Below are 23,394 nucleotides of genomic sequence, written 5' to 3'. Positions count from 1 at the left end.
TACACGCGGAACGCGATCCATCGTCTGTGCGACCATGTGACTTCCCGTTGTTCGGTTGTGTTGAAAAGGCTGTCGGCAACGGCAAGGATACCGGCGGGAAATTCGGCATCGCGTTCGCTGAAACGCCGTGGGAGAGTAGGATCCGAGAGTTAGTCCTATCGATGCTGAACCAACGACCACCACGACTTCAGTGTGTTATCTCAAATCCGGGTCTGTGTCCACGAACCTGTCGATTCGCTCCGGTGCGCTCCACTCCGTCGTCAACTCGAGCAACTGGACGACGATGCGTCCAGTTGCCCCCCAGACGGTGTAGCCATCGACGTGGAAGTAATGGATGACGATGTCGCCATAATGGGGATGGTCGCGCCGTTCGCTTTCGTAGTTTTTCCGGTCGATCATCGCCGAAACGGGGAGTAATGCGATTTCTGCGACTTCGCGCTCGTCCGGTTCGTAGACTCGGTCGGGTATCCTGACGACGAACGGGGTGACGGAGTAGTTCGTCACGGTCCGGATGTCGTCCAGTCGCCCGACACGTTCGACTTCATCGGGTCTCAATCCGATTTCCTCGTTGGCTTCCCGCAGAGCAGTGTCCCAGAGGTCGTCGTCCTGTGGTTCTCGACCGCCGCCGGGAAAGCTCATCTGCCCAGGATGTTCGCCCAGATGGTCGGCCCGTTTGGTGAACAGGAGGTACGGGCCGTCCTCACGCTCGACAACCGGAACGAGTACGGCGGCGTCGCGCTCCTCGTCCGTGACCGACCGCGGTTCGTTGTCGGTCACGCGACCCAAGTCCATGTCCAATGGTTGCTCCGTCCGACCTTAATTTGCCCGGTCGTCGAGCGATTCGTCCAGGCGGTCGCGCACGCTGTCGGCCGAAACCGGTGCCCACGCTTCGAGGTCGTAGCTCACATCCAGTAGGTGTCCCGCCCGGTCCTCGCCCGCGTTCTCCGCTTCCTCCCGAAGTCTATTTCTGACCCGCTCGCCGATTCGCTCGCGGTTTACGGAACGCTCCGGAACGTCCATGATGTGCGGGAGATCCTCTCCGTTGTCCGGAAGCACAGGGAACGCGACGGGGCCGGGAACCAACACGCGTTCGCCCTCGCTATCCGTTTTCCCACAGCTCTCGGCTTCCACGAGGTAGTAATCCGTCACGGCACCTTCGATGACCGACTCGAACGTCGATTCGTCCACTTCCTTGCCTTGCTTGAACGCCAGCTCGGCGAGGGCATCGGCCAGTTCGTCGCGGGTGAGTGCGCCGAAGAGGTCCACCACCCCGGCCAGTTCGTCCTTCGTTTTGCTCATTACCGGGAAGCGTCGGGCCACCGATATCAGTGTTGGCGTTCGGGCAGGCGCGGCCGTGCTGCCTCTCGAACAGAGGACGGGTCGATGGGCGCATCGGTCCACGCAGGAAGCAGGACCCTGGCCGTTTCGTCGGGTGGACGAATCGCGTCGGCGTAGGTTTCGACCTGTTCGCGCTCCGCCGGTACGTCGTAGCGAAGTCCGTTGAAGTCGGCATCAGCCGCGTACTGGCGGACGAACCGACGGGACGTTTCTCGGTACCGAGCGGGCAGGGTTTCGTACTCGGGGGAAACGCCGTTCGCTTCACAGATCCGAAACAGGGCACGACCGACGCCCTCGCTCATGGCGGAGAGCCCACCGGCGCCCGAGACGCCACGATGGTCGTGTTCGTATCGTCCGAGGTCGACCTGTGCCGTCCCGTCGAAGCCGACCTCCTCGAACGCGCCGCCGAGGGTGCCGACTTCCAACCCCCAATCGCGCTCGATACGGAGGTTCGATGCGAGTTCGGCAGTCATGCCGAACTCGCCAGCCAGCGCGTATCGAAACGCACCGAGATAGGACAGAATCGGTTCGTCGTTGGATTCGAGCAGGGCTTCGACGAGCGGCGCGTAAAAGAGCCGAAACAGCCGACCGTACAATCGGTCGTCCTCGACACGGGCGTAATACCCCTTCGTGAATTCGAAGCCGGAGTCGAGCGGCGCGAGCAGTCGCGGAACGATTTCGTCGGAGTATGTTTTCGCATCCGCGTCGTGACAAACCACGAAATCCGACTTCGCGGCCGCGACACCCAGCCCGAGCCAGACGTCCCGCCCTTTGCCCGTCTCTCCGTTCAACTCGTGTTTTGCCAGCAAATCCGCGATACGAGGACTGTTGCACCAGAGCACGGTGAGCGGGAGATCGAACTTCGACAGCCACTCGGTGACTGCACCCACGTGCTCGGGTGGTGCGCGAAGTGGGACGACGACCTGACTCGGGCCGACAGTTTCGAGCGTCGAGAGGATCCGACTCGCTGTCCGTGACCGATGTTCGTGGTCGGTCATCGGGACGACGACGGCGGTGCGGTCTGTCGGTGCGTTGGGAGCTTGCCCCGTCAAGTCGTGGAGCGTCGTCACCCGCTCCTGCACGTACTCCATTAGTGGTGGGTTGGAAGAGCGGGATGAAAAAGGGCGTGAAGTCGGCAGACGGTCGGCCCTTCCGGGGAGAGTTCGTTGCTATCCTTTCGTGTTCCCTTGGAAGGGGCCGTATCCCCACCATCGACGCACCGACTTCGAAATCCGGCGAAAGACCGCTTGCGAACCGTCGTAATCGGAACCACGGACCATCGAACGACGGTTCGCTAACTCGTCACTGCGCCGGTCGGCAGTCGGTCCGACCGATGGAGAACGACGAGTACAGCGAGAATGACCAGCAAGCCGAACGCAAACGCACGGAACACGTCGTTGAACGCGAATCCCGTGTCTTTCAGCACGCCGACGATCGAACTACCGGCTGCCTGTACCACCATCATGAGTCCGCTATAGAGCGCGTACGCGCTGGCCCGGTTTTCGTCGGGGAGTGAATCCAGCAGATAGGTGTCGAGTGCCGGAAAGAGGCTATGGATGACGTATCCGAGTACGATGGTCACGACGACGATCGCGGCGAGACTCCGTACTGCGGTCAGTGCCAGCAGGCACGCCGCGAACCCGCCGAGGATACTCAGCATGAGCGGAACGTGAGGTAGTCGGTCCGCGAGTCGGCCGGTGAGCCAAAACGCCGGGACGCCCGCCGCGAAGACGACGGTAAGCATCGTTCTCGCCGTACTGGGTTCGAGACCCTTCGCTTGCAGATACGTCGGGTAGAAGTTGAACAGGCCGTTCCAGACGAATCCCGTCGCGCCGATGATGGCGACGCCGCTCAGAATGATGGGCCACTGGCGACGGAACGCCGCCCAAAAGTCGCGGTCCGCCGACCCCGCATCCGGGAGTTCGGTTCGACGCGCGATGACGAAGAACACGACCGTGGTGAGTGCTGCGATAACGCCGATGAAACCCAGAACGCCGCGCCACCCGAACGGTGTCAGCGCGATACTAACGAACAACGGCGCCGCAACCGCCGCGAGTTGGCTTGCGGTACCGTGAATCCCGATGGCCCGTCCGACCCGCTCGGGATACAGTTCGCTCACCAACGGGTTCGCGGCGATGAAGTACGCGCCGCTCGCAACCCCCATCAGGAACGCACCCGCACCTAGCATCGGAACCGAACGTGCTACTGCGGTGAACCCTGCCGCACCGGTGAGGACGACGCCGGTTCCGAGGACGACGTGATGCCGCGGAACACGAGTGAGCAAATATCCGGTTGGAATTCGTGGGAGGGCGCTTCCGAGCCAGACGAGTGTGGCGACCAATCCGACCGTTGCATCACCGACGGTGAAGGCCTCCTTCAGCGGTTCGAGGAGTGGCGCAAACACGACGCGTGCAAAATTGACTAAAAACACCATCGAACTGAGCGACGCGAAGAGGCGACCACGGGACACGTGATGAGGTTTCGAGAGTGGATAGTCAAACCTTCCGAAACGGGCAAGAGAGCGCGTCAGTCCGTGGTGTTAGTTCTCATCCGCCAGAGGTCGGAGAAGGTGATGACCTCGACACCTGGCGTGCTATCGATATGTGCGAGGAGCGTCTTGTAATCGGCAACGGACATGGTATTACCGTTCTCGAAGTCGTGAAAGTTCAGGATGCCACAGTTTCGATGCGTTGCCGCGTTGTCGACGACACGTTTCGAGATTTCCAAATCCTCACCGATGGTTCGGGGAAGCACGAGCGGGTCGAAACCGTGGACACCGGTCGTGTTGACGTTGCCCGACTGGTTCATCCCCCCCATGTAGTGGTAGTTTCCGATGACGTCGAGTGCGGTGTCGTCGAAGTCGTTACCGGGGTAGACGATGAAGTTTGCACCGCCGAAGTCGTTGTCGAGAAGCCATCGTTTGTTCCGCCGAAGGATGCTATCGAGCTTCGATGCCGAAACCTCGCTGAATCGATCGTTGACACTCCCATGCGCGGCGATTTCGTCCCCTTTCGATTGACGTTCCTTGAGTTCGTCGATGGACATGAAAAGGTCGTACTTTACACCCTCCGGTTGCGGTGGGTGAGTCAGAACAGCAGGGAGGTCGTACTCGTCGTGAACCGGCGCAGCGTGTTCGTAGTAACTTCGTTTGCCGTCGTCCCAGCTGAGGATGATATACCCTTTGTCCGGTTTCGGGTGGAGCCGAAGGTCGTCTACCCATGCCTCCACGTCGTCTCTCGTCGCGTTGGTTACTTGAAGCTTCATTCGGCTGATGTCGGTCAGATCCGGTTCGGTTTCACCCACCTCGAACACGCCGGGACAGGTACGGAACCAGCCGATATCGGGTTCCCGGTAGGTGATATCGCGAAGCTCAAGGGCGGCGTAGTTGTCGTCCGTATCGACCAGATAGATGTAAAACCCGATTTTGCTCGGTGTCGTCGTGCGAATCATCGCCGAGATATCACGGTCGGAGAAGTCCAGCGGGTCGGCGAATTCGCGCTGAAGAATGACGTGATGGCCGTTCGGTCCGACGAGTCGGAGGCTCTGTGACCCGGTGTACGTCGTCTTTCTGTCGGCCGTTTTCTCACCTTCTAGTGCCTCCCACCGCGACGGATTTTCGAAGGTATCGAAACTCGTCCCCGGGGAACCGTATCGATCCCTGCTGTCGTACTTCGTCCGCAGGGTCGGTTCCGGGTTCGTCGTTGCGGTCGGTTCAGTCGTATTTGCTGTCATTCGATTCTTATCTTCGCTCGACCGCGTCGGTGGTTCGAACGCGTGACGGGACGAATCACTCATACATCCCGATAGGGAGCCTATCACCGAGGCCCCAATCAGTTGGAGGAAGTGGCGGCGACGAGTATGTGAAGGAGGACGGACCATAGAGGCAAATATACTCCTACAATGAAAAATCTACTTATCCAATAAATTTATTCTACCAAGATCATTTTCATTGAAAGTCTTTTTTGATTTTATTAAGTATCCAATCATATCCCCCGGTGGTTATTTGTCATATGACTATGTATGACAATATAATGAACTCAGTTCGAAACGGCCTACGAAAGGGAAAAGTCAAGAAAGACACGTACGGACGATTATCGTGTTCTGAATGCGGTATATCCCTCAAAACACAGAACGACCCGAACGAAGTTTTCTCGGTGCGTTCGTGCCCGGAATGTGGTACCCGGTGGAAAGTACTATAATAGTATCATATTGAACCCCTCAACTATCGACCGATCACTCTCACTCGAAAACGGCGTCGAATGCGTTCGCACCCATCGGGTCGTACCGTCCCGCGTCTAGATTCTCTTCGACGTGATTCGTGTCACTCGCACCCACGAGCGAACAGGTCACGCCGGGTGCACTCCGTGCAAAGTTGATGGCTCGCTGAGCGGTCGTCTCACCGTTCAGTCGTTCCGCGACGTCGGCAGGTAGTTCCTCGGCGAGGTCGCCCTGTGCGATGCTCGCGCTAGTCATCACGTTCAATCCCGCTTCGTGGGCGAACCGGAGCGCACTCTGGTCACCCTCCGGTCCGTCCTGCGACTCGACGGTGAACGCATCGGCCATAACGACGTTAAACGGGAGTTGGACGACGCGGAAATGCGTTGTAGTGTTCTCGGCTTTTTTCGCGGCATTTCGAGCTCGGGAGACGATTTCACGAAGCGAGAGGTAGTCGTCGTGATCCGTAGGAACGCGGAACGCAGTCCACGTCGCCACGCCGTAGTGACGAATGTCCCCGTCGTTGGCACGCTCTTCGAGTCGGGTAAACACGGCTTCGAGTCGGTCGTACACTTCCTCCCGCGAGTGTTCGAGCAGTTGTGTTTCCGGATTGTGAACGTAGTAACAGTCGATAGTGTCCAGACCGAGATTATCCAGCGACCGGTTCAGTTGGTCGTCGATATACTCGGGTGCGATACAGTGACTCCCGCGAACGAGGTCGTCTCGGTCGATGAGGCCGGTGTTCAGATACTCATCCGTGACGAATTCTCCCGGGTTTGCCGGTCGTTCGCCATCGAACGGGACGAACCCCCCCTTCGTCGCGACGAATACGGACTCGCGGTCTACGTCGCTGTCCGCGAGCGCCCGTCCAACCACGCGCTCGCTACGCTGACATCGGTAGTTGATGGCGGTATCAACGACGTTGATTCCTCCCGCGAGCGCCGTCGTAATCGCATTGTGGTACGCCTCATCCACCTCATCAGTCGAATCGCCAAGGTAGGTACCCAATCCGATACTCGATACTGCAGCATCGTCGAGTCGGCGAAAGTAGGTTCGTCCGAACTCGTCACCATGGTCGTTACGATACGCGTGTGTTCCCGATTCGGTGGCCATGCTCGTGGTAGTCCGGGACGGGGTAAAAGAGCAGTGAGTTCCACGGGTTTGAACGGATGTGAAACTTCGAAAATGGGTCGCTCAAACGGAGGTCTGACGACCCCAAACCGGTCTCTCGTTACTAGCGAAGTCGGAATTCGAACCCTTCGACGCACCCATTTTCGTCCCCACCGAGTACGCTCGCCATGCCAGCACCGAAGGAGTAAGCGATACCCTGTGCGCCGACGCTCAGCCGTTCGCGTAGCGGTCGGCGTGGTTCGAACTCGTGGACCGACACGTCCGGTACGCCCAATCGTTCCGCGATGCGTGCCTCCACGGTTTCCCGCGTGCCGAGTTGATCCACGAGCCCGAGTTCGTTGGCCTCGTCGCCGAGGTAGACTCGGGCCTCCGTCTCGCGGACCGTTTCGGAGTCCAAATCCCTGCCCGCAGTTACGCGCGCGACGAAATCCTCGTAGAGACCGTCGATGAGGCCTTGGAGGTACTCGCGCTCGTCCTCGCCCATCTCCTTCAAGGGGATGCCCGCATCCTTGTACTTACCCGCCGCGAACCGTTCGTAGGAGAGCCCGAACCTGTCAGCCAACTCCGCAGCGTTTACCCGTGACCCGATGACGCCGATACTACCGATCAGACTGGCGTCGCGAGCGTACAATTCGTCACAGCCGCTGGCGATCCAGTAGCCGCCGCTGGCACAGACGTCGGTCGCGTAGGCGACCGTCGGTCCGTCGAAACGCTCCGCAGCGAGGCGGATATCCTCGCTCGGGACGACTTCGCCCCCGGGCGTATTCAGTCGAAGCAAGAGTGCGCGCGCGTTTGCATCGTCGTCCGCACGTTCGATTTGTTCCACGATATCGTCCGCAGGCGTCCCACCCGGCGAGGGTACTCTCCCACGGCCGTCCCTGCTGATGGGACCTTCGACGGCGACTTCCGCCACGTCGTAGTCGGGAAATCGCTGTGCTGCGATCCGACCGACGAATCGCGCGCCCATCACGCCGGAAAGGAGGACGAAGAGGACACCCAACAGTTCCGTAAGCGAATCGGGCACGACGAAGAACAACCACCATGCGACCGCCAACGTGAGGACTATTCCGACGAGGACGACGAGACGGCGGCGTCCCTGTAAGTCAGTTCCGTTTGCCATACCTCGAAAATGCGTGGGCGACGGCGTTAAACGTTTGCTGTGAGAGAATCCGCAGAATCTAGAGCAGACCCGTCTTCTGGAGCTTCATCAGGTCCTCGGTGTCGAGGGTCTCTCCTTCCTTGAACTGCTGGTAGATCTCCTCGGCCTCGGCCTTGGCCTCTTCTCGCTCCTTGGCCTTCTCGGACTTGCGCTCCTTTTCCTCTTTCTTGTCGAGTTCGCGCAGTCGTTTCTGGACGCGGACGAAGTCCTCGTGGTGCTGGTCGGCGGCCTCCTGGGCCTCCACGAAGCTCTCGTGCATCTCGTCGGCGTCGTCACGGATGTCGTCGGCCTCTCGGTAGGCCTCGATCATGTTGTTGTGGTGCTGCTGGGCGCTGTCCGCAAGTTCCGTCACCTTCTCGTGGTGCGTGCTCGCTTCGGCGCGAACTTCCTCGGCCTCCTCGACGAGCTCTTCGAGGTCGTCGCTCTGTTCGAGCTTGTCCTTTCGGCTCTGGTATTCGTCGCGCTTCGCCTCGATCTTCTCGATGAGTTCGCGTTCGTCCTCGGTGGACAGCACTTCCGTCTGCTGTTTGAACTCAAGCTCTTCGATCTCCTTCTTGAGCTGTTCTAGGTCCTTTCCCTCGTCGAGTTCGAGGTCGGATTTGCGGTCTTCGACCTGCTCGAACAGTTCGTTCGCTTCCGCGTTGAGTTCGTTACGCAGTTTCTTGTGTTCCTGAACCTGCTCGTTCAGTTCATCACGCTTCTCGCGGTGCTCCTGCGCTTCGTCCACTTTCTCACGTGTCTTCGCGTTGAGATCGTCACGCTTGGACGCACGCTTGCTCGCCTTCTGGTTCAGCTCGTTTCGTCGGTCTCGGAGCTGTCCTGCGAGTTTAATAAGTTCACCTTTCGACTTGTTCTGAAGATCCTCTTCTGTTACGCTTACCATTCTTAGTTAAACCTCGGTTCCTTCCGCTCCGGCGGACGAGAGCGTCGCTACTCTTCTTTTGTAACCAACCAGTCGAGTACAATATTCCCGTATCATTGATTGACGCGCGGTGCTACCGTGACGCCGGAAGCGTTCAGGTACTACCAGATATTCGGTATAGCTATTTAAAGATTGTGCCCTCAAAATATGTGTAAACGCCTAGCACACGCCCCGAAACCCGTGGAAACGGTTGACACACACCTTCACAGAAGTATATAAATAACAGGTGGCATACGCAAGCGATTATCCAGTCCGATCGGGAAATTTCAGCACAAAATATGCCGAAAAGCATCGATATAATGCCTCTACCCCGGACGTTCACTTTCACTCCGGGTACGGGTCGGTTTAACGTGGGTAGCGCACCGATCGGTGTGTATGATCGAAACCCTGCGTTGTGCGTGCGAGGCGACCGGGTGCGACCGCGAACTCGCGGAGCAACAACTCATGCTCACGATGGAAACCAGTGCGGGAACTCGCCACGCATACGAATGTGACTGCGGTGCGGTGACGGTCACCGTCACGAAACGACGGTCCTGAAGTATCCCGCACGAAAAGCGAGTGCATGGAAGAAATCATCCACGCACGTGGGCACGAAAACGTGACCGCCGAACACGCGAGCACGTTCGAGGTTACGACGGACGACTTTCTCACTCCTGCCGGTGACTGCATCCTGGCTATCGAGGCCGACCGCGCACCTGCCGACTTCGACCCCGAATTCGTGGATGCCTGTCGAAATGCGGACGCCACGATTGCGGTGACCATCGAAGCCGACGGTCACGAAGAGACCGTCATCGGGCGGGGTCATCCCGATCTCGAACTCGACAGCAACCGGAGCATGGTCGGTCGGACCAGCGACTACGTGGACGAGCGAACGTTCGTCGTCGACTGCGAGTTCGCCGCCGAAGGCTTCGATAGAGGGTTGGTTTCGGCATTGGCCGAGGGTTCGGCTGTCACGGTGACTGTGCGGGTCAACTAGACCGAATTCCGACTCCTGGACGACCGAACTGCCCGGAGGTTTTTATCCGATAGCGACCCGAGACACGTTCATGAACGACGACCCGGAGCCAATCGAGAACATCAGTGGGGGTGACGAGGGCGGCGGTATCGCCGACTCTTTCGACCCGGGAGGGGCCGAAACCCGCGCCGAGGAGGTCGTGGATCGACTCGGCGAACTGTACTGGCAGAAGACGTACGGCGGGCAGGATGCTTTCACCTGTCTCGTTCGAACCGTGTTGAGCCAAAACACCAGCGACGTGGCCAGCCAACCGGCCCACGACGACTTGATGAAGCGGTACGCCGGTGACGACCTCGCCGAGGCTCTCGCCGACGCGGAACACGCCCAACTCGCCGAGACGATCCGTTCAGCGGGATTGTACAACCAGAAAGCCGACGTGCTCACCGAGGCTGGCGAACACGTTCTCGCGGAGTACGGCAGTACGGAAGCGTTCGACCGGTTCGTCACCGAAGGAGATTCTAACGACGTTCGGCAAGCCCTCCTCGATATGAACGGTGTCGGCCCGAAAACCGCCGACTGCGTCCTTCTCTTTTCGGGCGGGCAGGCGGGCGTCTTCCCCGTTGATACGCACGTCCACCGTATCTATCGCCGACTCGGCATCGCGCCGGCGGACGCCGACCACGAGGACGTTCGAGGTGTACTGGAGCGTGCGGTACCGGCGACGAAATGCGGATTTGGACACACGGCAAGCATTCAGTTCGGGCGCGAGTACTGCTCCGCCCGCAAACCAGCCTGCTTGGACGGACCGGAAGCCTGTCCGATGTCGGACGTGTGCGATCAGGTTGGAGTGGATGTGGAGAGCAGCGAAGTGGTTGACCCGGCGGACGCCGACTGACTACTCGATCATCTCGTCCGTCTCCGACATCTCCGCCAGCCAGGTCGTCTTTTCGTTGACGAACTCGTGAATTCCCTGCTTCGAGAGTTCGCGCCCGTACCCCGAATTTTTCACGCCGCCGAAGGGCACCCGAGGGTCGGATTTGACGAGTTCGTTGACGAACACACAGCCTGCTTCGATATCCCGGGCGACCGCTTTCGCTTGCTTTTTGTCCTGTGTCCAGATGCTCGCGCCGAGTCCGAACGTCGTGTCGTTGGCGCGCCGAATCGCTTCCTCGGTGTCGGCGACTTTGAACACGGACGCAACCGGACCGAACAACTCCTCGTCCGCGGCAGGACTGCCGTCGGGAATGTCGGTCAGAATCGTCGGCGGATAGAACGGTCCATCCCTGTCCATGGGTTCGCCGCCGAGTTCGAGGGTGGCACCCGCTTCGACGCTCGCTTCGACCTGCTCGTGGAGGTCCTCCACCAAATCCTCGCGGGCTTGTGGCCCGATGTCGGTGTCCTCGTCCATCGGATCGCCGATCTCCATGGATTCCATCGCTCCGGTAAACCGCTCCATGAACTCGTCGTACACGTCTTCCACGACGACGAAGCGCTTTGCGGCGATACAGGACTGGCCGGAGTTGATACAGCGAGCCTGCGCTCCTGTGGTCGCGGCGTCTTCGATATCGGCGTCGGAGAGGACGACGAACGGGTCGCTTCCGCCGAGTTCCAGAACGGTCTTTTTCAGGTTTTTCCCGGCGGTTTCGGCGACTGCGCGTCCAGCAGGTTCACTCCCGGTGAGCGTCACGGCGGTGATTCGGTCGTCCTCGATGACGGATTCCATCGTGTCGGACCCGACGAGGAGGGTGGTGAACGCACCCTCAGGGTAGCCAGCTTCCTCAAACACCTCCTGAATCGCGAGGGCACATTGCGGTACGTTCGATGCGTGTTTGAGCAAACCGACGTTTCCCGCCGTGAGGTTCGGGGCGGCGAATCGGAAGACTTGCCAAAACGGGAAGTTCCACGGCATCACCGCGAGCACCGGGCCGAGGGGTTCGTACGAAACGTAACTGTCCACGCCGGGCTCCGTGCCGATGCGTTCGTCCTGAAGGAACTCGCCTGCGTGTTCGGCGTAATAGTCACAGACCCACGCGCATTTTTCCGCCTCGGAAACCGCGCTGTCGATGGGTTTTCCCATCTCGTTCGTCATCAACTCGGCGTATTTTTGTTTGTTCTCGCGGAGGACATCGGCCGCGTTCGACAGGAGCTGCTGGCGCTCCTCGATGGGCCATTCGTGCCACTCCTCGTAGGTTTCGTGTGCTCGTTGGAGTTTATCATCGATTGCTTCCGCATCGTCCCCGTCGAACGTTTCCAGTACCTCCCCCGTTGCTGGATTGAGACTGTCCATAGTCGGTGGACATCGCCGAAACCCATGTACCCTTTGGCGGAGAACACGTCGATTTCCGTCGAACTATATTTTAATAAATACAATACATCCAGTGTTTGTGAAATTGGTCGAACCATGCCAGTAATTCCTCGGGAGTGGATACAGTAGCGAAAACGAAACGGACGTCCATCGGCGAACGGCCCTCCCCACGGACCTGTTCCGTTCACCGCGCTCCCAATAGCGATATCTGCTGACCCCTCTCGCTTCGTCATCCATCAATGGGCGATTTACGGGCATACGCGCAACATACTTATGGTGACAGTCGTCGACCATTTTTGCCACATGAAACACGAGAGTGGCGGGAAATTCACCGAGAGGTCCTCGTAGATGTCCTCGCTCGAGCTGTTCCTCGTCATTGGGGCAAGTCTGTTGCTCTCGCTACTACTGAGCGAGGGGTTCGAACGACTCGGCGAACCGGGATTTCTCGGGGAAATCGTCGCAGGTATTCTGCTCGGCCCCTCCGTGCTGATGCTCATCGCCAACACGAATCAGAACAACCCCTTCATTCTCATCGCGACTATCGGCGGACTGCTTCTCTTTTTCGACGCGGGATATCAACAGATCAGTTTGGACCAACTGCTGGCCGCGTTCCGACCGGTATTGATAATCGGCCTTTCAGGCGTGATATTTCCCTTTGTCGTTGGATATGGAATCGGAACGTGGTTCGGGTTCAGACTCGAATCGAGCCTGTATCTCGGCCTTATCTTATCGGTAACCTCCGTTTCCATCGTCGTTCGAACCCTCATGTCGCTCGACAAACTCAACACGCAGTATGGTCGCTGGATTCTCGGCGCGTCGGCAGTGGATGACATCATCGGTCTGCTCGGCATCTCGATTCTTCCGTTGTTCTTCATCGGCGGCGGGGCGAGCGCGACCCTCTCCGCCCTCGGACTCGCAGCGGGTTTCTTCGTCGTCGTTGCCATCTTCTACAAGTTCCTCCTCGACCCGATAGCGGATCTCCTCGCGAAATCCGAAGTCGACCAAGCCGATTTTATCGGCATCTTGGGCCTCCTCTTCGTCTTCGGCTACGCATCCGACGCGGTGAACCTCTCGTATTTCATCGGCGCGCTCGCCATCGGACTCATCGTCTCGACCAACAAACGACTGGAGGGGAAAGGCCTCCAGTCGAACATCTACGGAATCGCCTATGGCGTCTTTATTCCGCTTTACTTCGTCGCCATCGGTGCACGAATGAACCTCGGGGATCTGACGCTCAACTCGTTCATCATCGTGTTCGCCGTTCTCGGACTGCTTTCGAATTTCATCGCGGGATACGTCGGTAACCTCCTCGCTGGCGGCCCGCGGAAACATTCGTTGATTTTCGGGTTCGCACTGCTTCCGCGTTCGGAGTCCGGAATCGCTATCGTCGCACTCGGGGTCTCGCAAGGAATCGTCGGCAATCGAATTTTCGTCGCTTATCTCGTCGTCTTCGTCATCTCGGTTCTCCTCACGCCGTCTCTCCTGAAGCGAGCGGTCAACCGTGCTGAAGCGAAAAAAGGGGAAGGGTCGGGACAGTCGGACACGAGCGGGAAGGGATCCGGAACGAGCGGAAACCAGTCCGGGTCGGACGGAACGCAGTCCGAGACGAGTGGCTGAAAACCACGGTAAGGAACGAGTGCCAGCGGTTGGCGCTCGTTTATTTCGTTGGAAGTTCGGAGCTCTACGGGTGTTCTACTCCGTCGAATCGTCGTAACGTTCCGCCGCGGACTCGAACGCCGTTTCGATCTGCTCCTTGCTCCGGCGACCTTCCGCCTCCGCGAGGGCTTCCGGATCGGGGTTCACGTCATCGTCGATTCTGGCCCAGGATTTGTGGACCTTCGCGTGGCACCATCGACAGAGGTAGACGGTGATTTCGTGGCTCAACGTTTCGCCGCCACTCGCGTACGAGAGGTGGTGTTCTTCGAGCAGCGGTCGCTCGTCCGAGTGGGCCATCCGACGCTCCTCGAGACCACACCGGATACAGTGTCGGTCACGGTTTCGGCATCGGAAATGTGGACAGTCGTCCCAGTTCCAATCCCCCTCGGGATCGACTATTGGACAGGCGAACTCCTCCTCTCGACGTTCCGCCGCGAATTCCGGGTCGTGCTGTGGATAGTCGAAGGCGTATCGGCACCGCCCCTCGTCGGTGAGGTGGTCGCACAGTCCGACGTGGTCGTACGGATCGTCCACGCCCACGGCGGTTCCCGACGGGGTTTTCTCCATAGTCGGTTCGTGGCGGTGCCTTCGCACAAAAGTTTTGTCTCCTTCCTGAGGAGAGTGCAGTGTGCGCGTCGTACACGAATCAGATGGAAACCCACGAACGCTAGCAACAACCGTCGATACAGCGGACTCGTTTCTCTCACAAGCCCGTGGACTGATGTTTCGGCGGTCGATTCCCGACGATTATGCACTCGCGTTCCGGTTCGACGGCATCGCCCTACGAGACGTCCATATGGTGTTCGTTCCGTTTCCGCTCGACATCGTGTGGACACACGACGGAGAAGTTCAGCACGTCGAGCAGCTTTCAGCGTGGACGGGATTGGCAAAAGCGAGTGCCGACACCCTGTTCGAACTTCCGGCAGGAACGGCATCGGACGTGACCATCGGCGATTCGGTTCGCTTGGTGGAGTAACCGGACGTTCGACTAACTCGTCTCGGCAAACGGGGAGAACCCATCGACGGGCGTTACGGAGTAATCCACCGTGAGCGTGTCCTGTGTCGCTCGAATCTTGCCGACGAAGGCGGAAATCTCCTCGAGTTCGCCTTCGAGGACGAACAGTTCCATGCAGTAGTGGTCACCGACGTGGTTGTGAAAGTTCGACGCGACCAACCCCTCGTGTTCGTGGCGTAGTTGCATCATCCGCTCTTCGACGCTCGTCGTTTCGTAATCGAACATCACAGTGACGACGCCCATGAGTTTTCGGTCTTCGAGTCGGCGGTCCTCGAACTCCCCGAGAAGGTTCCGACTCGCTTCGCGGACGACTTCGCTTCGGCCGGTGTAGCCGTGTTCATCCGCGAACTGATCGATTCGCTTGAGCAGTTCGTCGGGCATGGAGACGCTTACGACAGTCATGTATTAACTGAGACCGCAATCGCTATTAGAATCTTGTTATCAAAATTCGAACTCGATTTGCTCACGCTCCGGGTCGATCGTCGCCATCCCGCCGATTGGAACCGGCGCGACGGGGGCAGTGTGGCCGAAATCGAGGTCGAAGACGACCGGCGCGTCGGGGGTGTACTCCGCCACGAGGTCGGAAATCGCCTCGCGCTGACGCTCGCGGTAGGCGTCTCGTTCGGCGGCGGGTCGCTCGGCTTCCATCGACCGTGCTTTCGCTCGTCCGACGAGCACCGCCGAAAACCGCGAGAGTAGCCCTCGCTCACCCATCCCCATGAGTATCCACCGTACGTCGAGTTCGCTCGGTAGCTCTTCGGAAGTCTCGAGCAGAAGGACTGCGCCGTCGAGTTTCTCGGGGGCGGGAAGATACCGGTTGACGGATAATTGAAGGTCGATGACCTCCAGACTGCCGCCCCACGTTCTTCCCGTAACTCGTTCCGTTCCGCCGCGCCACTGCCATCCCGAGTTGGATTCCATCTCTCGCTGACGGTCGAGGTTGGCCGGATCAGCCCAGTCCAAATCCTCGTCAGTGAACTTCTCGGCAGGGCGCAGTTCCCCGAACGATTCCTCGAACATCGCACGCTCCAAATATTCGACGGTGTAGTCGTGCATCGACCCCTGCATGGCGAACTCGGTGAACAGGGTACCACCGTAGAAGGAGACGATGCCCTCGTTCCAGAGCGCGGTATGAAGGTTGGTGTTGTCGCTGATTCCGAAAAACCGCGTCGGGTTCTCGCGGAGGACGGTGGAATCGAGATGCGGGAGGATTCGTACTTGGTCGGCCCCGCCGATGACCGTGACGATACCCGAAATTTCAGGGTCGGAAAACGCATCCATCACGTCCTGCGCTCGCGCTTCAGGGTGGTCGTACAGCCATTCAGGTGACTTCGTCGCGGTCGGGAATTCGACGGGGTTCAGTCCGAACACCGATTCCAGACGGTCGAGGCCCAGTTCGTACACGTGTGGAAACGGATCTGCGAGGCTGGTCCCGGGTGCGACGATGGCGACGTTGTCACCCGGTTCGAGCGCTGGAGGGACGACGAAATCGTTCATTCATGACGGTTTTATCGAAGTAAACCAAGTAGCTTTCCAACCCACGCAGGCGCAGGTATCCCTTCTAACGATCCGTTAACCCCGAACACGGTCGGCAGTGCGTGCCTATTTCGCGCTTAACTGAGCCATAACAAAGTCGGACGCTATCGTGAGTGGATACATGTCAAACCGCTCCGTGGGAGGATACGGGACCACTGGGGAGTGGCCGACGCTCGCCCCGAGGCGCGCGTGGTTGCTGGCGGTGCTCATCGGTGGAAAAACGCTCGACGCCGTGAGCACGGTCACCGTTCTCCACCTCCGCGACGACGTGTTCGAATCGGTCTGGCTCACCCGAACGCTGATGGAGAGTTTCGGCCGAGTCGGCGGGTCGCTCATCACGCTCATCCTCGCCGTCGTCGGCGTCGCCATCCTCGCAGAAAGCGGTCTGGTCATCAAGCGACTCCTCCCCGACGATTGGACACCTGACGGCTACCCCGCCGCGTTTCGGACGACGACCTACCTCGCCGCTGGCGCGTGGTACGGATTTTTGGGTGTTCACAACTTTCTGTTGTTGTTCTGAATCTGGGTTGTCTTTCCGTATTCGGCGCGCGAGAAACTCGCGAGAGGCGACTGAAACGAGCGATAGCGAGTGAAGGAGTCGATTTGGGAAGACGAGATGCAGTTACGATGGTTGGAGTCGTGATTTCCCCAGTCGCCTTCACATCAGGAGCATCGATGAGTGCTTGCCGAGGCAGTTGTTTTCCTTAACCACCCGTGAAGATTCGACACGACGAGAGGGAAAGATTTGAACCACGCCCAGACGTTCCTGCTCGCTCGCTCCGCGAGCCCGCGTCTGGTCTACTTCAAATTCCCTGACCGTTCTCTCAGTCGCGTGGTGGCGAGCACACGCTACGCGGTGCTCGCCGAATTGCTCCTGAGAGAAACGCCGAGAGGGAGATTTGAACTCCCGTGTCCGTGAGGACAGCAGATTTCGAATCTGCCGCCTTGGCCGGGCTAGGCTATCTCGGCTCATCTCACAGTACCGCGCTATTCCCTTTATGGGTTTCGATTTTCCGGATCCAAACCCTACTGACCACCACATTAAAATCACTGGCCGTTGCGTGATATTTCATGGACGTTACAGACGCGAACGCGAAAAGCGATTCCGTCCTCGACGCGATTGGAACCGCCGTCATCGCCGACCGCGAGTTTCTCGAGACGGTCCTCCTCGGCGTGATGGCACAAGGTCACGTCCTCCTCGAAGACGCGCCCGGTACCGGAAAGACCCTCACCGCGCGGAGTTTTGCCTCCGCGCTCGGTCTCTCCTTTAGTCGCGTACAATTTACCCCTGACCTCCTCCCGGCGGACGTGACGGGGACACACGTGTTCAACGAGCAAGACCGCGAGTTCGAGTTCAACGAAGGCCCCATCTTCGCCAACGTCGTCCTCGCGGACGAGATCAACCGTGCACCGCCGAAAACGCAGGCCGCACTCCTCGAAGCAATGGAAGAGCGTCAAGTCACCGTCGATGGCGACACACGCGAACTTCCGAAACCGTTCTTCGTCATCGCCACGCAGAACCCCGTCGAACAGGAAGGGACCTTCCCGCTCCCCGAGGCACAGGTGGACCGCTTCGCCGTCAAAACCAGCCTCGGTTACCCCGAGTTGGACGGCGAAATCGAACTCCTCCGCAGGCGTGCCAACCGGCACAGTCAAAGTCCGAGCGTGGAAACCGTGCTCAACAATCAACTCGTCTCCGACCTCCAGTCCGTCCCCGAGACGGTGCGCGTCGAGGAGGACCTCATCGAGTACATGGCCGCCATCGCCCGCGAAACCCGCGACGACCGCCGGGTCGAAGTCGGCGTCTCACCCCGTGGCACCCAGCGCCTGTTCGAGGCTACCCGCGCCCGTGCAGCTATGCAGGGTCGCGAGTTCGTCACCCCTGACGACGTGAAGCGAGTCGCCTACCCCGTTCTCGCCCACCGCGTCGTTCTCACTCCCGACGCGAAGGTGAACAACGCGCGCAAGGACGAAATCATCGAGTCAGTGCTAGATAGCGTACCGGTGCCGACGGTAGAGTAGCGTCGAACAGTCGTTCTCCCTCGTTTAGTTCGGCTCAGGCCCGCAGTGCGGACGTGAGCGCCAATGCGGCGATCAGCAGGAATACCAGCGCGGTCATCGGTTGGCCGCCGCCTCCGAGTATATACATCCCGTAGCCAACGCCGCCTGCCGAAATCGCAACGACGGTGCTGGCCGCGGCATGCATGAGTTCGAGGGTCTGCGTGTCCGCCTCCCGCCCCAGCTGCTCACCGACGTTTATCGCTTGCTCGCCGAAATCCCACGCCAACACCGTCGCCATCGTGCCAGGGATCAACAGTTCGGCCGGGGCGGTTCCCAAGCCGCCAGCGAGCACGCCGACGAGGAGGACGAAGCTCCCGGTCGTGACGATCCCCCGCGACCCGCGAACGACGCCGAACGAGACCAGTACGAAGCCGAGGCTGCCACCGATCAACCCGACATCGCCGAAGAAGGCGCTCGTTCCGAGAACGACGGACGCCGCGATGATGGCCAGCAGTTGGCTCGTTCGTGCGGGTGAGCGGTCGATTTCGGTGGTTCGTGGTTTCGATTCGTTTTCGAAACCCGTCCCGGTTGCATCCGTCCCTGTCGTCTTTTCGCTGCTCACGTCCGTCTCCGTCGCCTCCCCCTCTACGGTCGTCTCCATCCCGCTCATCGACGCCACCTCCGATTTGCGTGGACCAAGGTTACGCCGAGCGAATCATCGGTATGCCAATCGACGACGGGGATACCGGCCGCCCGGATCGAGTGAATCCGTCGTTGGCGCTCCGCCCACGCGAGTCGCTGTCCGGTCGTCGTGTCGTTCGTCGGATCGGGGCTGATAACGGTTACAGCGTGTCCACTGGCGTCGAGTCGCCGCACCACCTCCGGTGCGAAGGCGTCACAGAAGGGGGTGAAGAATACCACTTGCGCGTCCGCCGGTAGTCGCCGTCTGAGCCAGCGTAGTTTTACCGTGGAATAAAACGTTCCTTCCGGCGGTTTCTGCGAGAACGCCGTCGCGTTCGAAAGCAACTCCCGGGCCTCCGCCCGATGATACGCGCCCGTTCCCGGCGAAAGCCAGCGCTCCTCGGGACCGAACGCCGCGATTCCGACTCGGTCGCCGCCGTCGAGCAATGCACAGAACACATCGCCGACGGCACGAACGGAATGCTCCACTGCCCCGGGGTCATCCACATCGTTCGTGAAGTATGCCTTCTCACGGACGTCCACGACCAGGACGACCGTCGCGGTTCGCTCCTCTCGAAACTCGACCGTGGTCAGTTCGCCGGTTCGCGCCTTCCTGTTCCAGTCGATGCGGGAAAGCGGGTCGCCGGGTCTGTACTCGCGAGTGGCGAAGAATTCGACGCCGGTGCCGCCGTTACGGGTCGCAATCCGGCCGGTGTGCCGAATCGTCTGTTCACGGAGGGGAACGTCCTCCGCCGTAGATTCGAGGTTCGGCATGCAGGTAATCGTCGTCTCGTCGGTCAGGTCGAACTCGATTTCGACCGCTCCGCTGAAGTCACGGGCCAACACCTGTGTTGCGTCGAAACCGTGTTCTCCTCGAACCGCCTCGAGCGTGTAGGAAAACACCGCTTTTCTGCCGGGACGGAGTGCGGTTCCGAGGCGAGGTGAGCCCGATAGCACGCGAAGACTTTCGGGCACGCCATCCACGATTCGAAGGTCGGGTACGGTTTTCGCCCCCGTATTTTCGACCGTTACCTCGACCTGCACGTCGTCGCCGGGGTGTGGGGTTCGGTCACTGACGGTTCGCGTCAGTTCGAACTCCGTCGTCGGGGGCGTCGCAGTCCGGGCGTACGCGGCGAACGCGACGCCGACGACGCCTGCGAGGAGTGTCACCGGACTTCCAACGATCGTGCCGACAGCGGCGGCGAGAAGCGCGATCGCGCTCACGCCGTACCATCGATTCGTTTCGCGGACGGTCATCGGTCTCCCTCCACGTAGTCGGCGACGGCGTCGGCAGTCCGACGTGCTCGTCGCTGGAACTCCGTCTGCCCGCCGAGCGATTTGCGGAACCATTCGCGCCACGACCGACGCGGCGCTGATGGGCCGCCGAGGAACGCGGCGGCCTCCCTGTCGTTCGTCCAGTCGCCGGCTTCCAACCGCGTTCGGGCCTGTTCTTCCGAACAACCCTCCCGTTGGGTAATAGATTCGACGAGCGACGCTTCGAGGCTCCGCCGGAGTTGTTTTCGCGTCCGAAATCGTTTCGTTCGTGTTCCGTGGTGGACCTGGCTGAGGCGGTCGTCGAACTCGGCACCCGGCGTGGGGAGTGTCACGTTCGTCTCCGGGTCGCCGGTTTCCGCCTGGACAAGGTCACGCTTTCGTCGACTCTGTACGACGCGAAGCCCTTGAACGAGCGTCAGCACGCCGACCAGTTTGACGAAAATCGCCCCCGTCGAGAACACCGACGCGAGTTCCGGGGCGAAGGCAACGGCGAGTCCCCACCCGATTGCGAAGACACCGACAATCGTCACCAGAGGCCGATCTTTCATTCGTCGTCCTCCGCGTAGGTCCGTTCGATTCGCCGGAGCGAGGCCACCGCCCGTCGTTCTCGCTCACCGGTCGCATCCTCGCCACCGTACCGAACTTCCTCGAAGACGGTCGTCAGTTCCCGTACGTCTTCGCGAGCGATTCCGGCATCGACAGCGGCCGTCGCGAACTCGCCCGGCGTGCTCGATTCGGGGGCGGAAACGTCGAGGTGGGAAGTCATTTCGCGCCACGCGCGGTACACCTCGTTCTCGACGCTCGCATCGGACTCGATTCTGTCCGCCGCTTCACCCGCCGCACGTCCGACGGCGGCGATGTCTTCCGTTCCGGAGTCCGGTTCCGCGACCGTCGTCTCGGGTTCGGTTCCGCTGGAGCTCTTCACGAGCAGAGCGAGTGCACCTACGAGTGCGATGCCGAGGACCACGAACAAAACGACGGAGGGAGTCGTGACACTCGTCGTACCGTCGCCGGTTCCGAACGAACCGCCTGCGGGAGGGGAAGGGAGGTTACTCAGGTTCGTCGGGGAGCCACTTCCCCCTCCCGAAAGCGATGTACATGCGGTTAAGAGAGCGTGGAGAATCAACAGGGGGATACCGATCGGACCGACGACGGCGAGAGCTCCGAGAGCACCAATTCGCCAATAGGCGACTCCAACGACGAGGGCGAATAGACCGAGGAGGAGCAACGCAGCAGGAAGCGTGTCGAGGGTCGGATAGCACGGAAAATCGAACGAAACCCGCGACCCGCCGCTGAACGATGGTTCCGTTTGGTCGGGTCCATCACCGTCACCGGGACCGAACGCGGAGCCCGACCCCCCACCGAAACCACCACCCCCGTCGGTCGTCACCGCGGAGTTCAGCGTCGCGGCGGCGAGGGCGATGGCGAGCACACAGAGGAGGGCGATTGCGACAGGGCGAGCAGTGTCACTATCCACGATACCGAGTAGTGGGATTGAAAACTTAGGTTTTCTGTCTTCTTTCAGTAGTTCATGTATGTCGGTGAAATAATAGTAGAAAACGATATCGAGCGGCCGATGTCCGAAAACGCGATTTCCAGCCACTAGAATAATCTACGATCAACGGTCTCCAAATTCGAACACTGTATCGTGGTAACGAACGGCAAACCGTTATGCTTCGCGCGTCCGTGTCACAAGTATGCGAGGACTGGGGGCGGTCGTCGTCGTTTTGCTCGTCTGTGCGGCGCCAGTGATCGCGGTGGCTGGCGTCGGTAACGACTGGGGGAATGCGAACGTCGCGGAAGCAGACGTTCCGACTAGGAGCGACGCGGACACCACCGTGAAAGTCCACCAACGACCAGACCCTCGGTCGGACGTAATCGGCTGGGAGAACGGCTATTGGCACAACGAAAGTATCGCGGTAAATCAGGATGACGGTCTGACGAACGCCGAGCGGAAAGCCTACGTGGGTCGAGCGATGGCTCGCGTCGAATTCATCCGGAATCAGGAGTTCAAACGGCCCGTACAGGTCGAACCGCTGCCGCGAAAACAGTATGAGGGAATGGTTCGCTCGCAAGTGCGGAGCCAGTATACGCCATCCCAACGCGCGTGGGAGAACCAGATCTGGGAGGCGTTGTTCGTTACGGGTGAAAAATCCGACTCGGCACGCCAACGGATGCAGCTCTTTCAACAGCGCGTCGCCGGATTCTACATCCCCAGTAATGGTCAAATTTACGTCATCTCCGACGGAAACCTCGTCATCGATAACGCGACGCTGGTACACGAACTCACACACGCGCTACAGGACCAACACGTCGGATTGGGGTCCTCGCAGTTCGAAGCCCAAACGATGGACGGTCAGCGAGCGCGAGACGGATTGACCGAGGGTGAAGCGGCCTACGTCGAGGCGCGATACGTGAATCGGTGCGGAAACGAGTGGAGCTGTGTCGAGATGCCTGGGCCACCACAAGAGAAGACGCCATATCGCGGCGGGCGACTTCCGGAGTTCAACCTCGGCATGCAGGTCAGCATTATCCAACCGTACTCCGACGGCCCTGCGTACGTCGCGTCCAATGTCGAATCGAACGGGTGGAAGGCGGTCAAACGGCAGTACCGGAATCCACCGAAGGCCTCCGCACAGGTCATCGACCCGAACGCACAGAACGGTTCGCCGACGCCCCTCAAACTCGACGGGCAGGCTCGAAACGGGTGGAAACTCTACGGCGAAAAAGGGGAAAACGGGTCGGAGACGGTCGGTGAAACCGGAATCTATACCATGTTTTGGTATCAGGGGCGTGCGTACGACAATGCGGTCATCGACTGGCAGTCGTTCGAAAATCCGGAATCGGGCAAGTTCGACGTGTTCAACTACACCAGCGTGCCGTCCGATGGGTGGTCGAACGACCGAATCTGGCCGTACCACAAGGGCGACAAGCGCGGTTACGTCTGGCGAACTGCGTGGGAGTCAAATCGGGACGCTGCAGAGTTTCAGGGCGCCTACCGTGACCTCCTCCGTGGACAGAACGCGACGCAAGTCGCTCCTGATACGTGGGTCGTCAAAAACGGTCCGTTCGCTGATGCCTTCCGCATCGTTCGTAACGGCCGGACCGTGACGATAGTAAACGCCCCGACGAAAGAGGATTTACGCGACGTCCGGCCGGGCACCGAAACCATTCGTTCCAAGTCGAAACGATGACCGTTCAGTCC

25 protein-coding genes and 1 tRNA gene are annotated in these 23,394 nt (G+C 59.8%); 9 read left to right on the top strand and 17 right to left on the bottom strand.

The features are described from left to right. Positions 1 to 195: 195 nt before the first annotated feature. The 5 genes from OOF89_RS10635 to OOF89_RS10615 form a co-directional block, all read right to left on the bottom strand. On the bottom strand, positions 196 to 792 hold the full coding sequence (locus OOF89_RS10635) for an NUDIX hydrolase (RefSeq protein WP_266075924.1): 597 nt from the start codon (positions 790 to 792) through the stop codon (positions 196 to 198). Positions 793 to 816: 24 nt separating this feature from the next. Then, positions 817 to 1,299, bottom strand: coding sequence for a DUF7109 family protein (locus tag OOF89_RS10630; protein WP_266075922.1), 483 nt, complete (start codon positions 1,297 to 1,299; stop codon positions 817 to 819). A gap of 26 nt (positions 1,300 to 1,325) precedes the next feature. After that, a complete protein-coding gene (locus OOF89_RS10625; protein ID WP_266075920.1) occupies positions 1,326 to 2,429 on the bottom strand; it encodes a glycosyltransferase family protein in 1,104 nt (367 codons plus the stop codon). A gap of 203 nt (positions 2,430 to 2,632) precedes the next feature. Next, positions 2,633 to 3,772 carry an MFS transporter gene (locus OOF89_RS10620; protein ID WP_266079754.1) on the bottom strand — a complete coding sequence of 380 codons (1,140 nt, stop codon included), beginning with the start codon at positions 3,770 to 3,772 and terminating at the stop codon, positions 2,633 to 2,635. A 92-nt stretch (positions 3,773 to 3,864) separates the two neighbouring features. Then, entirely contained in the window at positions 3,865 to 5,133 is a 1,269-nt protein-coding gene (locus OOF89_RS10615; RefSeq protein ID WP_266075918.1) for a polysaccharide deacetylase family protein, read from the bottom strand. 236 nt (positions 5,134 to 5,369) lie between these two features. On the opposite strand from OOF89_RS10615, the gene OOF89_RS24540 reads away from it, so the two are divergent. Beyond that, entirely contained in the window at positions 5,370 to 5,537 is a 168-nt protein-coding gene (locus OOF89_RS24540; protein WP_303657561.1) for an HVO_0758 family zinc finger protein, read from the top strand. Positions 5,538 to 5,577: 40 nt separating this feature from the next. Here the strand turns inward: OOF89_RS24540 and OOF89_RS10610 are convergent, their stop codons facing one another. From OOF89_RS10610 to OOF89_RS10600, 3 genes are all read right to left on the bottom strand, one after another. Beyond that, positions 5,578 to 6,666: an aldo/keto reductase gene (locus OOF89_RS10610; RefSeq protein WP_266075916.1), complete on the bottom strand. Its 1,089-nt coding sequence runs from the start codon at positions 6,664 to 6,666 to the stop codon at positions 5,578 to 5,580. A 121-nt stretch (positions 6,667 to 6,787) separates the two neighbouring features. Then, positions 6,788 to 7,804: a signal peptide peptidase SppA gene (gene sppA / locus OOF89_RS10605; RefSeq protein ID WP_266075914.1), complete on the bottom strand. Its 1,017-nt coding sequence runs from the start codon at positions 7,802 to 7,804 to the stop codon at positions 6,788 to 6,790. A gap of 58 nt (positions 7,805 to 7,862) precedes the next feature. Further along, positions 7,863 to 8,726 (bottom strand): coiled-coil protein, encoded by an 864-nt coding sequence (locus OOF89_RS10600; RefSeq protein ID WP_266075912.1) that lies wholly within the window; start codon positions 8,724 to 8,726, stop codon positions 7,863 to 7,865. A gap of 414 nt (positions 8,727 to 9,140) precedes the next feature. Here OOF89_RS10600 and OOF89_RS10595 point away from each other — a divergent pair, with 414 nt between their 5' ends. The 3 genes from OOF89_RS10595 to OOF89_RS10585 all read left to right on the top strand — a co-directional run bounded on the left by OOF89_RS10595 (position 9,141) and on the right by OOF89_RS10585 (position 10,615). Further along, positions 9,141 to 9,302: a hypothetical protein gene (locus OOF89_RS10595; protein ID WP_266075910.1), complete on the top strand. Its 162-nt coding sequence runs from the start codon at positions 9,141 to 9,143 to the stop codon at positions 9,300 to 9,302. A 25-nt stretch (positions 9,303 to 9,327) separates the two neighbouring features. Then, the gene (locus OOF89_RS10590; protein WP_266075909.1) at positions 9,328 to 9,741 is read left to right on the top strand and encodes a DUF371 domain-containing protein; all 414 of its coding nucleotides are present in this window, start codon (positions 9,328 to 9,330) and stop codon (positions 9,739 to 9,741) included. A gap of 70 nt (positions 9,742 to 9,811) precedes the next feature. Further along, the gene (locus OOF89_RS10585; RefSeq protein ID WP_266075907.1) at positions 9,812 to 10,615 is read left to right on the top strand and encodes an endonuclease III domain-containing protein; all 804 of its coding nucleotides are present in this window, start codon (positions 9,812 to 9,814) and stop codon (positions 10,613 to 10,615) included. Here OOF89_RS10585 and OOF89_RS10580 read toward each other — a convergent pair whose 3' ends face one another. Then, entirely contained in the window at positions 10,616 to 12,007 is a 1,392-nt protein-coding gene (locus OOF89_RS10580; RefSeq protein WP_266075905.1) for an NAD-dependent succinate-semialdehyde dehydrogenase, read from the bottom strand. Between the two features lie 366 nt (positions 12,008 to 12,373). Between OOF89_RS10580 and OOF89_RS10575 the strand changes: the two genes are divergently transcribed. Beyond that, a complete protein-coding gene (locus OOF89_RS10575; RefSeq protein ID WP_266075903.1) occupies positions 12,374 to 13,642 on the top strand; it encodes a cation:proton antiporter in 1,269 nt (422 codons plus the stop codon). Positions 13,643 to 13,717: 75 nt separating this feature from the next. On the opposite strand, the gene OOF89_RS10570 is transcribed toward OOF89_RS10575, so the two are convergent. After that, positions 13,718 to 14,248 (bottom strand): DUF7097 family protein, encoded by a 531-nt coding sequence (locus OOF89_RS10570; RefSeq protein WP_266075901.1) that lies wholly within the window; start codon positions 14,246 to 14,248, stop codon positions 13,718 to 13,720. 61 nt (positions 14,249 to 14,309) lie between these two features. On the opposite strand from OOF89_RS10570, the gene OOF89_RS10565 reads away from it, so the two are divergent. Next, positions 14,310 to 14,657, top strand: a complete 348-nt coding sequence (locus tag OOF89_RS10565; RefSeq protein ID WP_266075899.1) for a DUF192 domain-containing protein — start codon at positions 14,310 to 14,312, stop codon at positions 14,655 to 14,657. Between the two features lie 12 nt (positions 14,658 to 14,669). Here the strand turns inward: OOF89_RS10565 and OOF89_RS10560 are convergent, their stop codons facing one another. Both OOF89_RS10560 and OOF89_RS10555 read right to left on the bottom strand, forming a co-directional pair. Continuing rightward, positions 14,670 to 15,098, bottom strand: a complete 429-nt coding sequence (locus OOF89_RS10560; RefSeq protein WP_266075897.1) for a CopG family ribbon-helix-helix protein — start codon at positions 15,096 to 15,098, stop codon at positions 14,670 to 14,672. 39 nt (positions 15,099 to 15,137) lie between these two features. Then, on the bottom strand, positions 15,138 to 16,193 hold the full coding sequence (locus OOF89_RS10555) for a S66 family peptidase (RefSeq protein ID WP_266075895.1): 1,056 nt from the start codon (positions 16,191 to 16,193) through the stop codon (positions 15,138 to 15,140). A 160-nt stretch (positions 16,194 to 16,353) separates the two neighbouring features. Between OOF89_RS10555 and OOF89_RS10550 the strand changes: the two genes are divergently transcribed. Continuing rightward, a complete protein-coding gene (locus tag OOF89_RS10550; RefSeq protein ID WP_266075893.1) occupies positions 16,354 to 16,752 on the top strand; it encodes a hypothetical protein in 399 nt (132 codons plus the stop codon). A gap of 364 nt (positions 16,753 to 17,116) precedes the next feature. Here the strand turns inward: OOF89_RS10550 and OOF89_RS10545 are convergent. Then, positions 17,117 to 17,201 (bottom strand) — tRNA-Ser (locus OOF89_RS10545). Positions 17,202 to 17,303: 102 nt separating this feature from the next. Here OOF89_RS10545 and OOF89_RS10540 point away from each other — a divergent pair. Beyond that, positions 17,304 to 18,254 (top strand): AAA family ATPase, encoded by a 951-nt coding sequence (locus tag OOF89_RS10540; protein WP_266075891.1) that lies wholly within the window; start codon positions 17,304 to 17,306, stop codon positions 18,252 to 18,254. A 34-nt stretch (positions 18,255 to 18,288) separates the two neighbouring features. Here the strand turns inward: OOF89_RS10540 and OOF89_RS10535 are convergent, their stop codons facing one another. Genes OOF89_RS10535 through OOF89_RS10520 form a run of 4 tightly spaced genes read right to left on the bottom strand, consistent with a single transcriptional unit; the run spans position 18,289 to position 21,666 of the window. Further along, the gene (locus OOF89_RS10535) at positions 18,289 to 18,903 is read right to left on the bottom strand and encodes a DUF7519 family protein (protein ID WP_266075889.1); all 615 of its coding nucleotides are present in this window, start codon (positions 18,901 to 18,903) and stop codon (positions 18,289 to 18,291) included. Next, positions 18,900 to 20,171 (bottom strand): DUF58 domain-containing protein, encoded by a 1,272-nt coding sequence (locus OOF89_RS10530; RefSeq protein ID WP_266075887.1) that lies wholly within the window; start codon positions 20,169 to 20,171, stop codon positions 18,900 to 18,902. The genes OOF89_RS10535 and OOF89_RS10530 overlap by 4 nt, the downstream gene beginning before the upstream one ends. Beyond that, complete coding sequence (locus OOF89_RS10525; protein ID WP_266075884.1) at positions 20,168 to 20,737, bottom strand: DUF7269 family protein; 570 nt, start codon at positions 20,735 to 20,737, stop codon at positions 20,168 to 20,170. Before OOF89_RS10525 ends, OOF89_RS10530 begins: the two co-directional genes overlap by 4 nt. Next, positions 20,734 to 21,666: a DUF4129 domain-containing protein gene (locus OOF89_RS10520; protein WP_266075882.1), complete on the bottom strand. Its 933-nt coding sequence runs from the start codon at positions 21,664 to 21,666 to the stop codon at positions 20,734 to 20,736. The genes OOF89_RS10525 and OOF89_RS10520 overlap by 4 nt, the downstream gene beginning before the upstream one ends. A 220-nt stretch (positions 21,667 to 21,886) precedes the next feature. Between OOF89_RS10520 and OOF89_RS10515 the strand changes: the two genes are divergently transcribed. Next, positions 21,887 to 23,383, top strand: a complete 1,497-nt coding sequence (locus OOF89_RS10515; RefSeq protein WP_266075880.1) for an Hvo_1808 family surface protein — start codon at positions 21,887 to 21,889, stop codon at positions 23,381 to 23,383. Positions 23,384 to 23,394: the final 11 nt, after the last annotated feature.

The sequence above is a fragment of the Haladaptatus caseinilyticus genome, assembly GCF_026248685.1.
Classification (GTDB): Archaea; Halobacteriota; Halobacteria; order Halobacteriales; family Haladaptataceae; genus Haladaptatus; species Haladaptatus caseinilyticus.
This window is presented reverse-complemented; position numbering and strand designations above follow the sequence as displayed.

What these genes read in the sequence shown, in the direction of transcription:
- OOF89_RS10590 (WP_266075909.1), top strand. Translation starts at nt 9,328, where the DNA reads ATGGAAGAAATCATCCACGCACGTGGGCACGAAAACGTGACCGCCGAA.
- OOF89_RS10620 (WP_266079754.1), bottom strand. Translation starts at nt 3,772, where the DNA reads ATGGTGTTTTTAGTCAATTTTGCACGCGTCGTGTTTGCGCCACTCCTC.
- OOF89_RS10635 (WP_266075924.1), bottom strand. Translation starts at nt 792, where the DNA reads ATGGACTTGGGTCGCGTGACCGACAACGAACCGCGGTCGGTCACGGAC.
- OOF89_RS10515 (WP_266075880.1), top strand. Translation starts at nt 21,887, where the DNA reads ATGCGAGGACTGGGGGCGGTCGTCGTCGTTTTGCTCGTCTGTGCGGCG.
- OOF89_RS10595 (WP_266075910.1), top strand. Translation starts at nt 9,141, where the DNA reads ATGATCGAAACCCTGCGTTGTGCGTGCGAGGCGACCGGGTGCGACCGC.
- OOF89_RS10540 (WP_266075891.1), top strand. Translation starts at nt 17,304, where the DNA reads ATGGACGTTACAGACGCGAACGCGAAAAGCGATTCCGTCCTCGACGCG.
- OOF89_RS10535 (WP_266075889.1), bottom strand. Translation starts at nt 18,903, where the DNA reads ATGAGCGGGATGGAGACGACCGTAGAGGGGGAGGCGACGGAGACGGAC.
- OOF89_RS10610 (WP_266075916.1), bottom strand. Translation starts at nt 6,666, where the DNA reads ATGGCCACCGAATCGGGAACACACGCGTATCGTAACGACCATGGTGAC.
- OOF89_RS10550 (WP_266075893.1), top strand. Translation starts at nt 16,354, where the DNA reads ATGTCAAACCGCTCCGTGGGAGGATACGGGACCACTGGGGAGTGGCCG.
- OOF89_RS10580 (WP_266075905.1), bottom strand. Translation starts at nt 12,007, where the DNA reads ATGGACAGTCTCAATCCAGCAACGGGGGAGGTACTGGAAACGTTCGAC.
- OOF89_RS10570 (WP_266075901.1), bottom strand. Translation starts at nt 14,248, where the DNA reads ATGGAGAAAACCCCGTCGGGAACCGCCGTGGGCGTGGACGATCCGTAC.
- sppA (WP_266075914.1), bottom strand. Translation starts at nt 7,804, where the DNA reads ATGGCAAACGGAACTGACTTACAGGGACGCCGCCGTCTCGTCGTCCTC.
- OOF89_RS24540 (WP_303657561.1), top strand. Translation starts at nt 5,370, where the DNA reads ATGAACTCAGTTCGAAACGGCCTACGAAAGGGAAAAGTCAAGAAAGAC.
- OOF89_RS10530 (WP_266075887.1), bottom strand. Translation starts at nt 20,171, where the DNA reads ATGACCGTCCGCGAAACGAATCGATGGTACGGCGTGAGCGCGATCGCG.
- OOF89_RS10630 (WP_266075922.1), bottom strand. Translation starts at nt 1,299, where the DNA reads ATGAGCAAAACGAAGGACGAACTGGCCGGGGTGGTGGACCTCTTCGGC.
- OOF89_RS10615 (WP_266075918.1), bottom strand. Translation starts at nt 5,133, where the DNA reads ATGAGTGATTCGTCCCGTCACGCGTTCGAACCACCGACGCGGTCGAGC.
- OOF89_RS10585 (WP_266075907.1), top strand. Translation starts at nt 9,812, where the DNA reads ATGAACGACGACCCGGAGCCAATCGAGAACATCAGTGGGGGTGACGAG.
- OOF89_RS10575 (WP_266075903.1), top strand. Translation starts at nt 12,374, where the DNA reads ATGTCCTCGCTCGAGCTGTTCCTCGTCATTGGGGCAAGTCTGTTGCTC.
- OOF89_RS10525 (WP_266075884.1), bottom strand. Translation starts at nt 20,737, where the DNA reads ATGAAAGATCGGCCTCTGGTGACGATTGTCGGTGTCTTCGCAATCGGG.
- OOF89_RS10555 (WP_266075895.1), bottom strand. Translation starts at nt 16,193, where the DNA reads ATGAACGATTTCGTCGTCCCTCCAGCGCTCGAACCGGGTGACAACGTC.
- OOF89_RS10625 (WP_266075920.1), bottom strand. Translation starts at nt 2,429, where the DNA reads ATGGAGTACGTGCAGGAGCGGGTGACGACGCTCCACGACTTGACGGGG.
- OOF89_RS10600 (WP_266075912.1), bottom strand. Translation starts at nt 8,726, where the DNA reads ATGGTAAGCGTAACAGAAGAGGATCTTCAGAACAAGTCGAAAGGTGAA.
- OOF89_RS10560 (WP_266075897.1), bottom strand. Translation starts at nt 15,098, where the DNA reads ATGACTGTCGTAAGCGTCTCCATGCCCGACGAACTGCTCAAGCGAATC.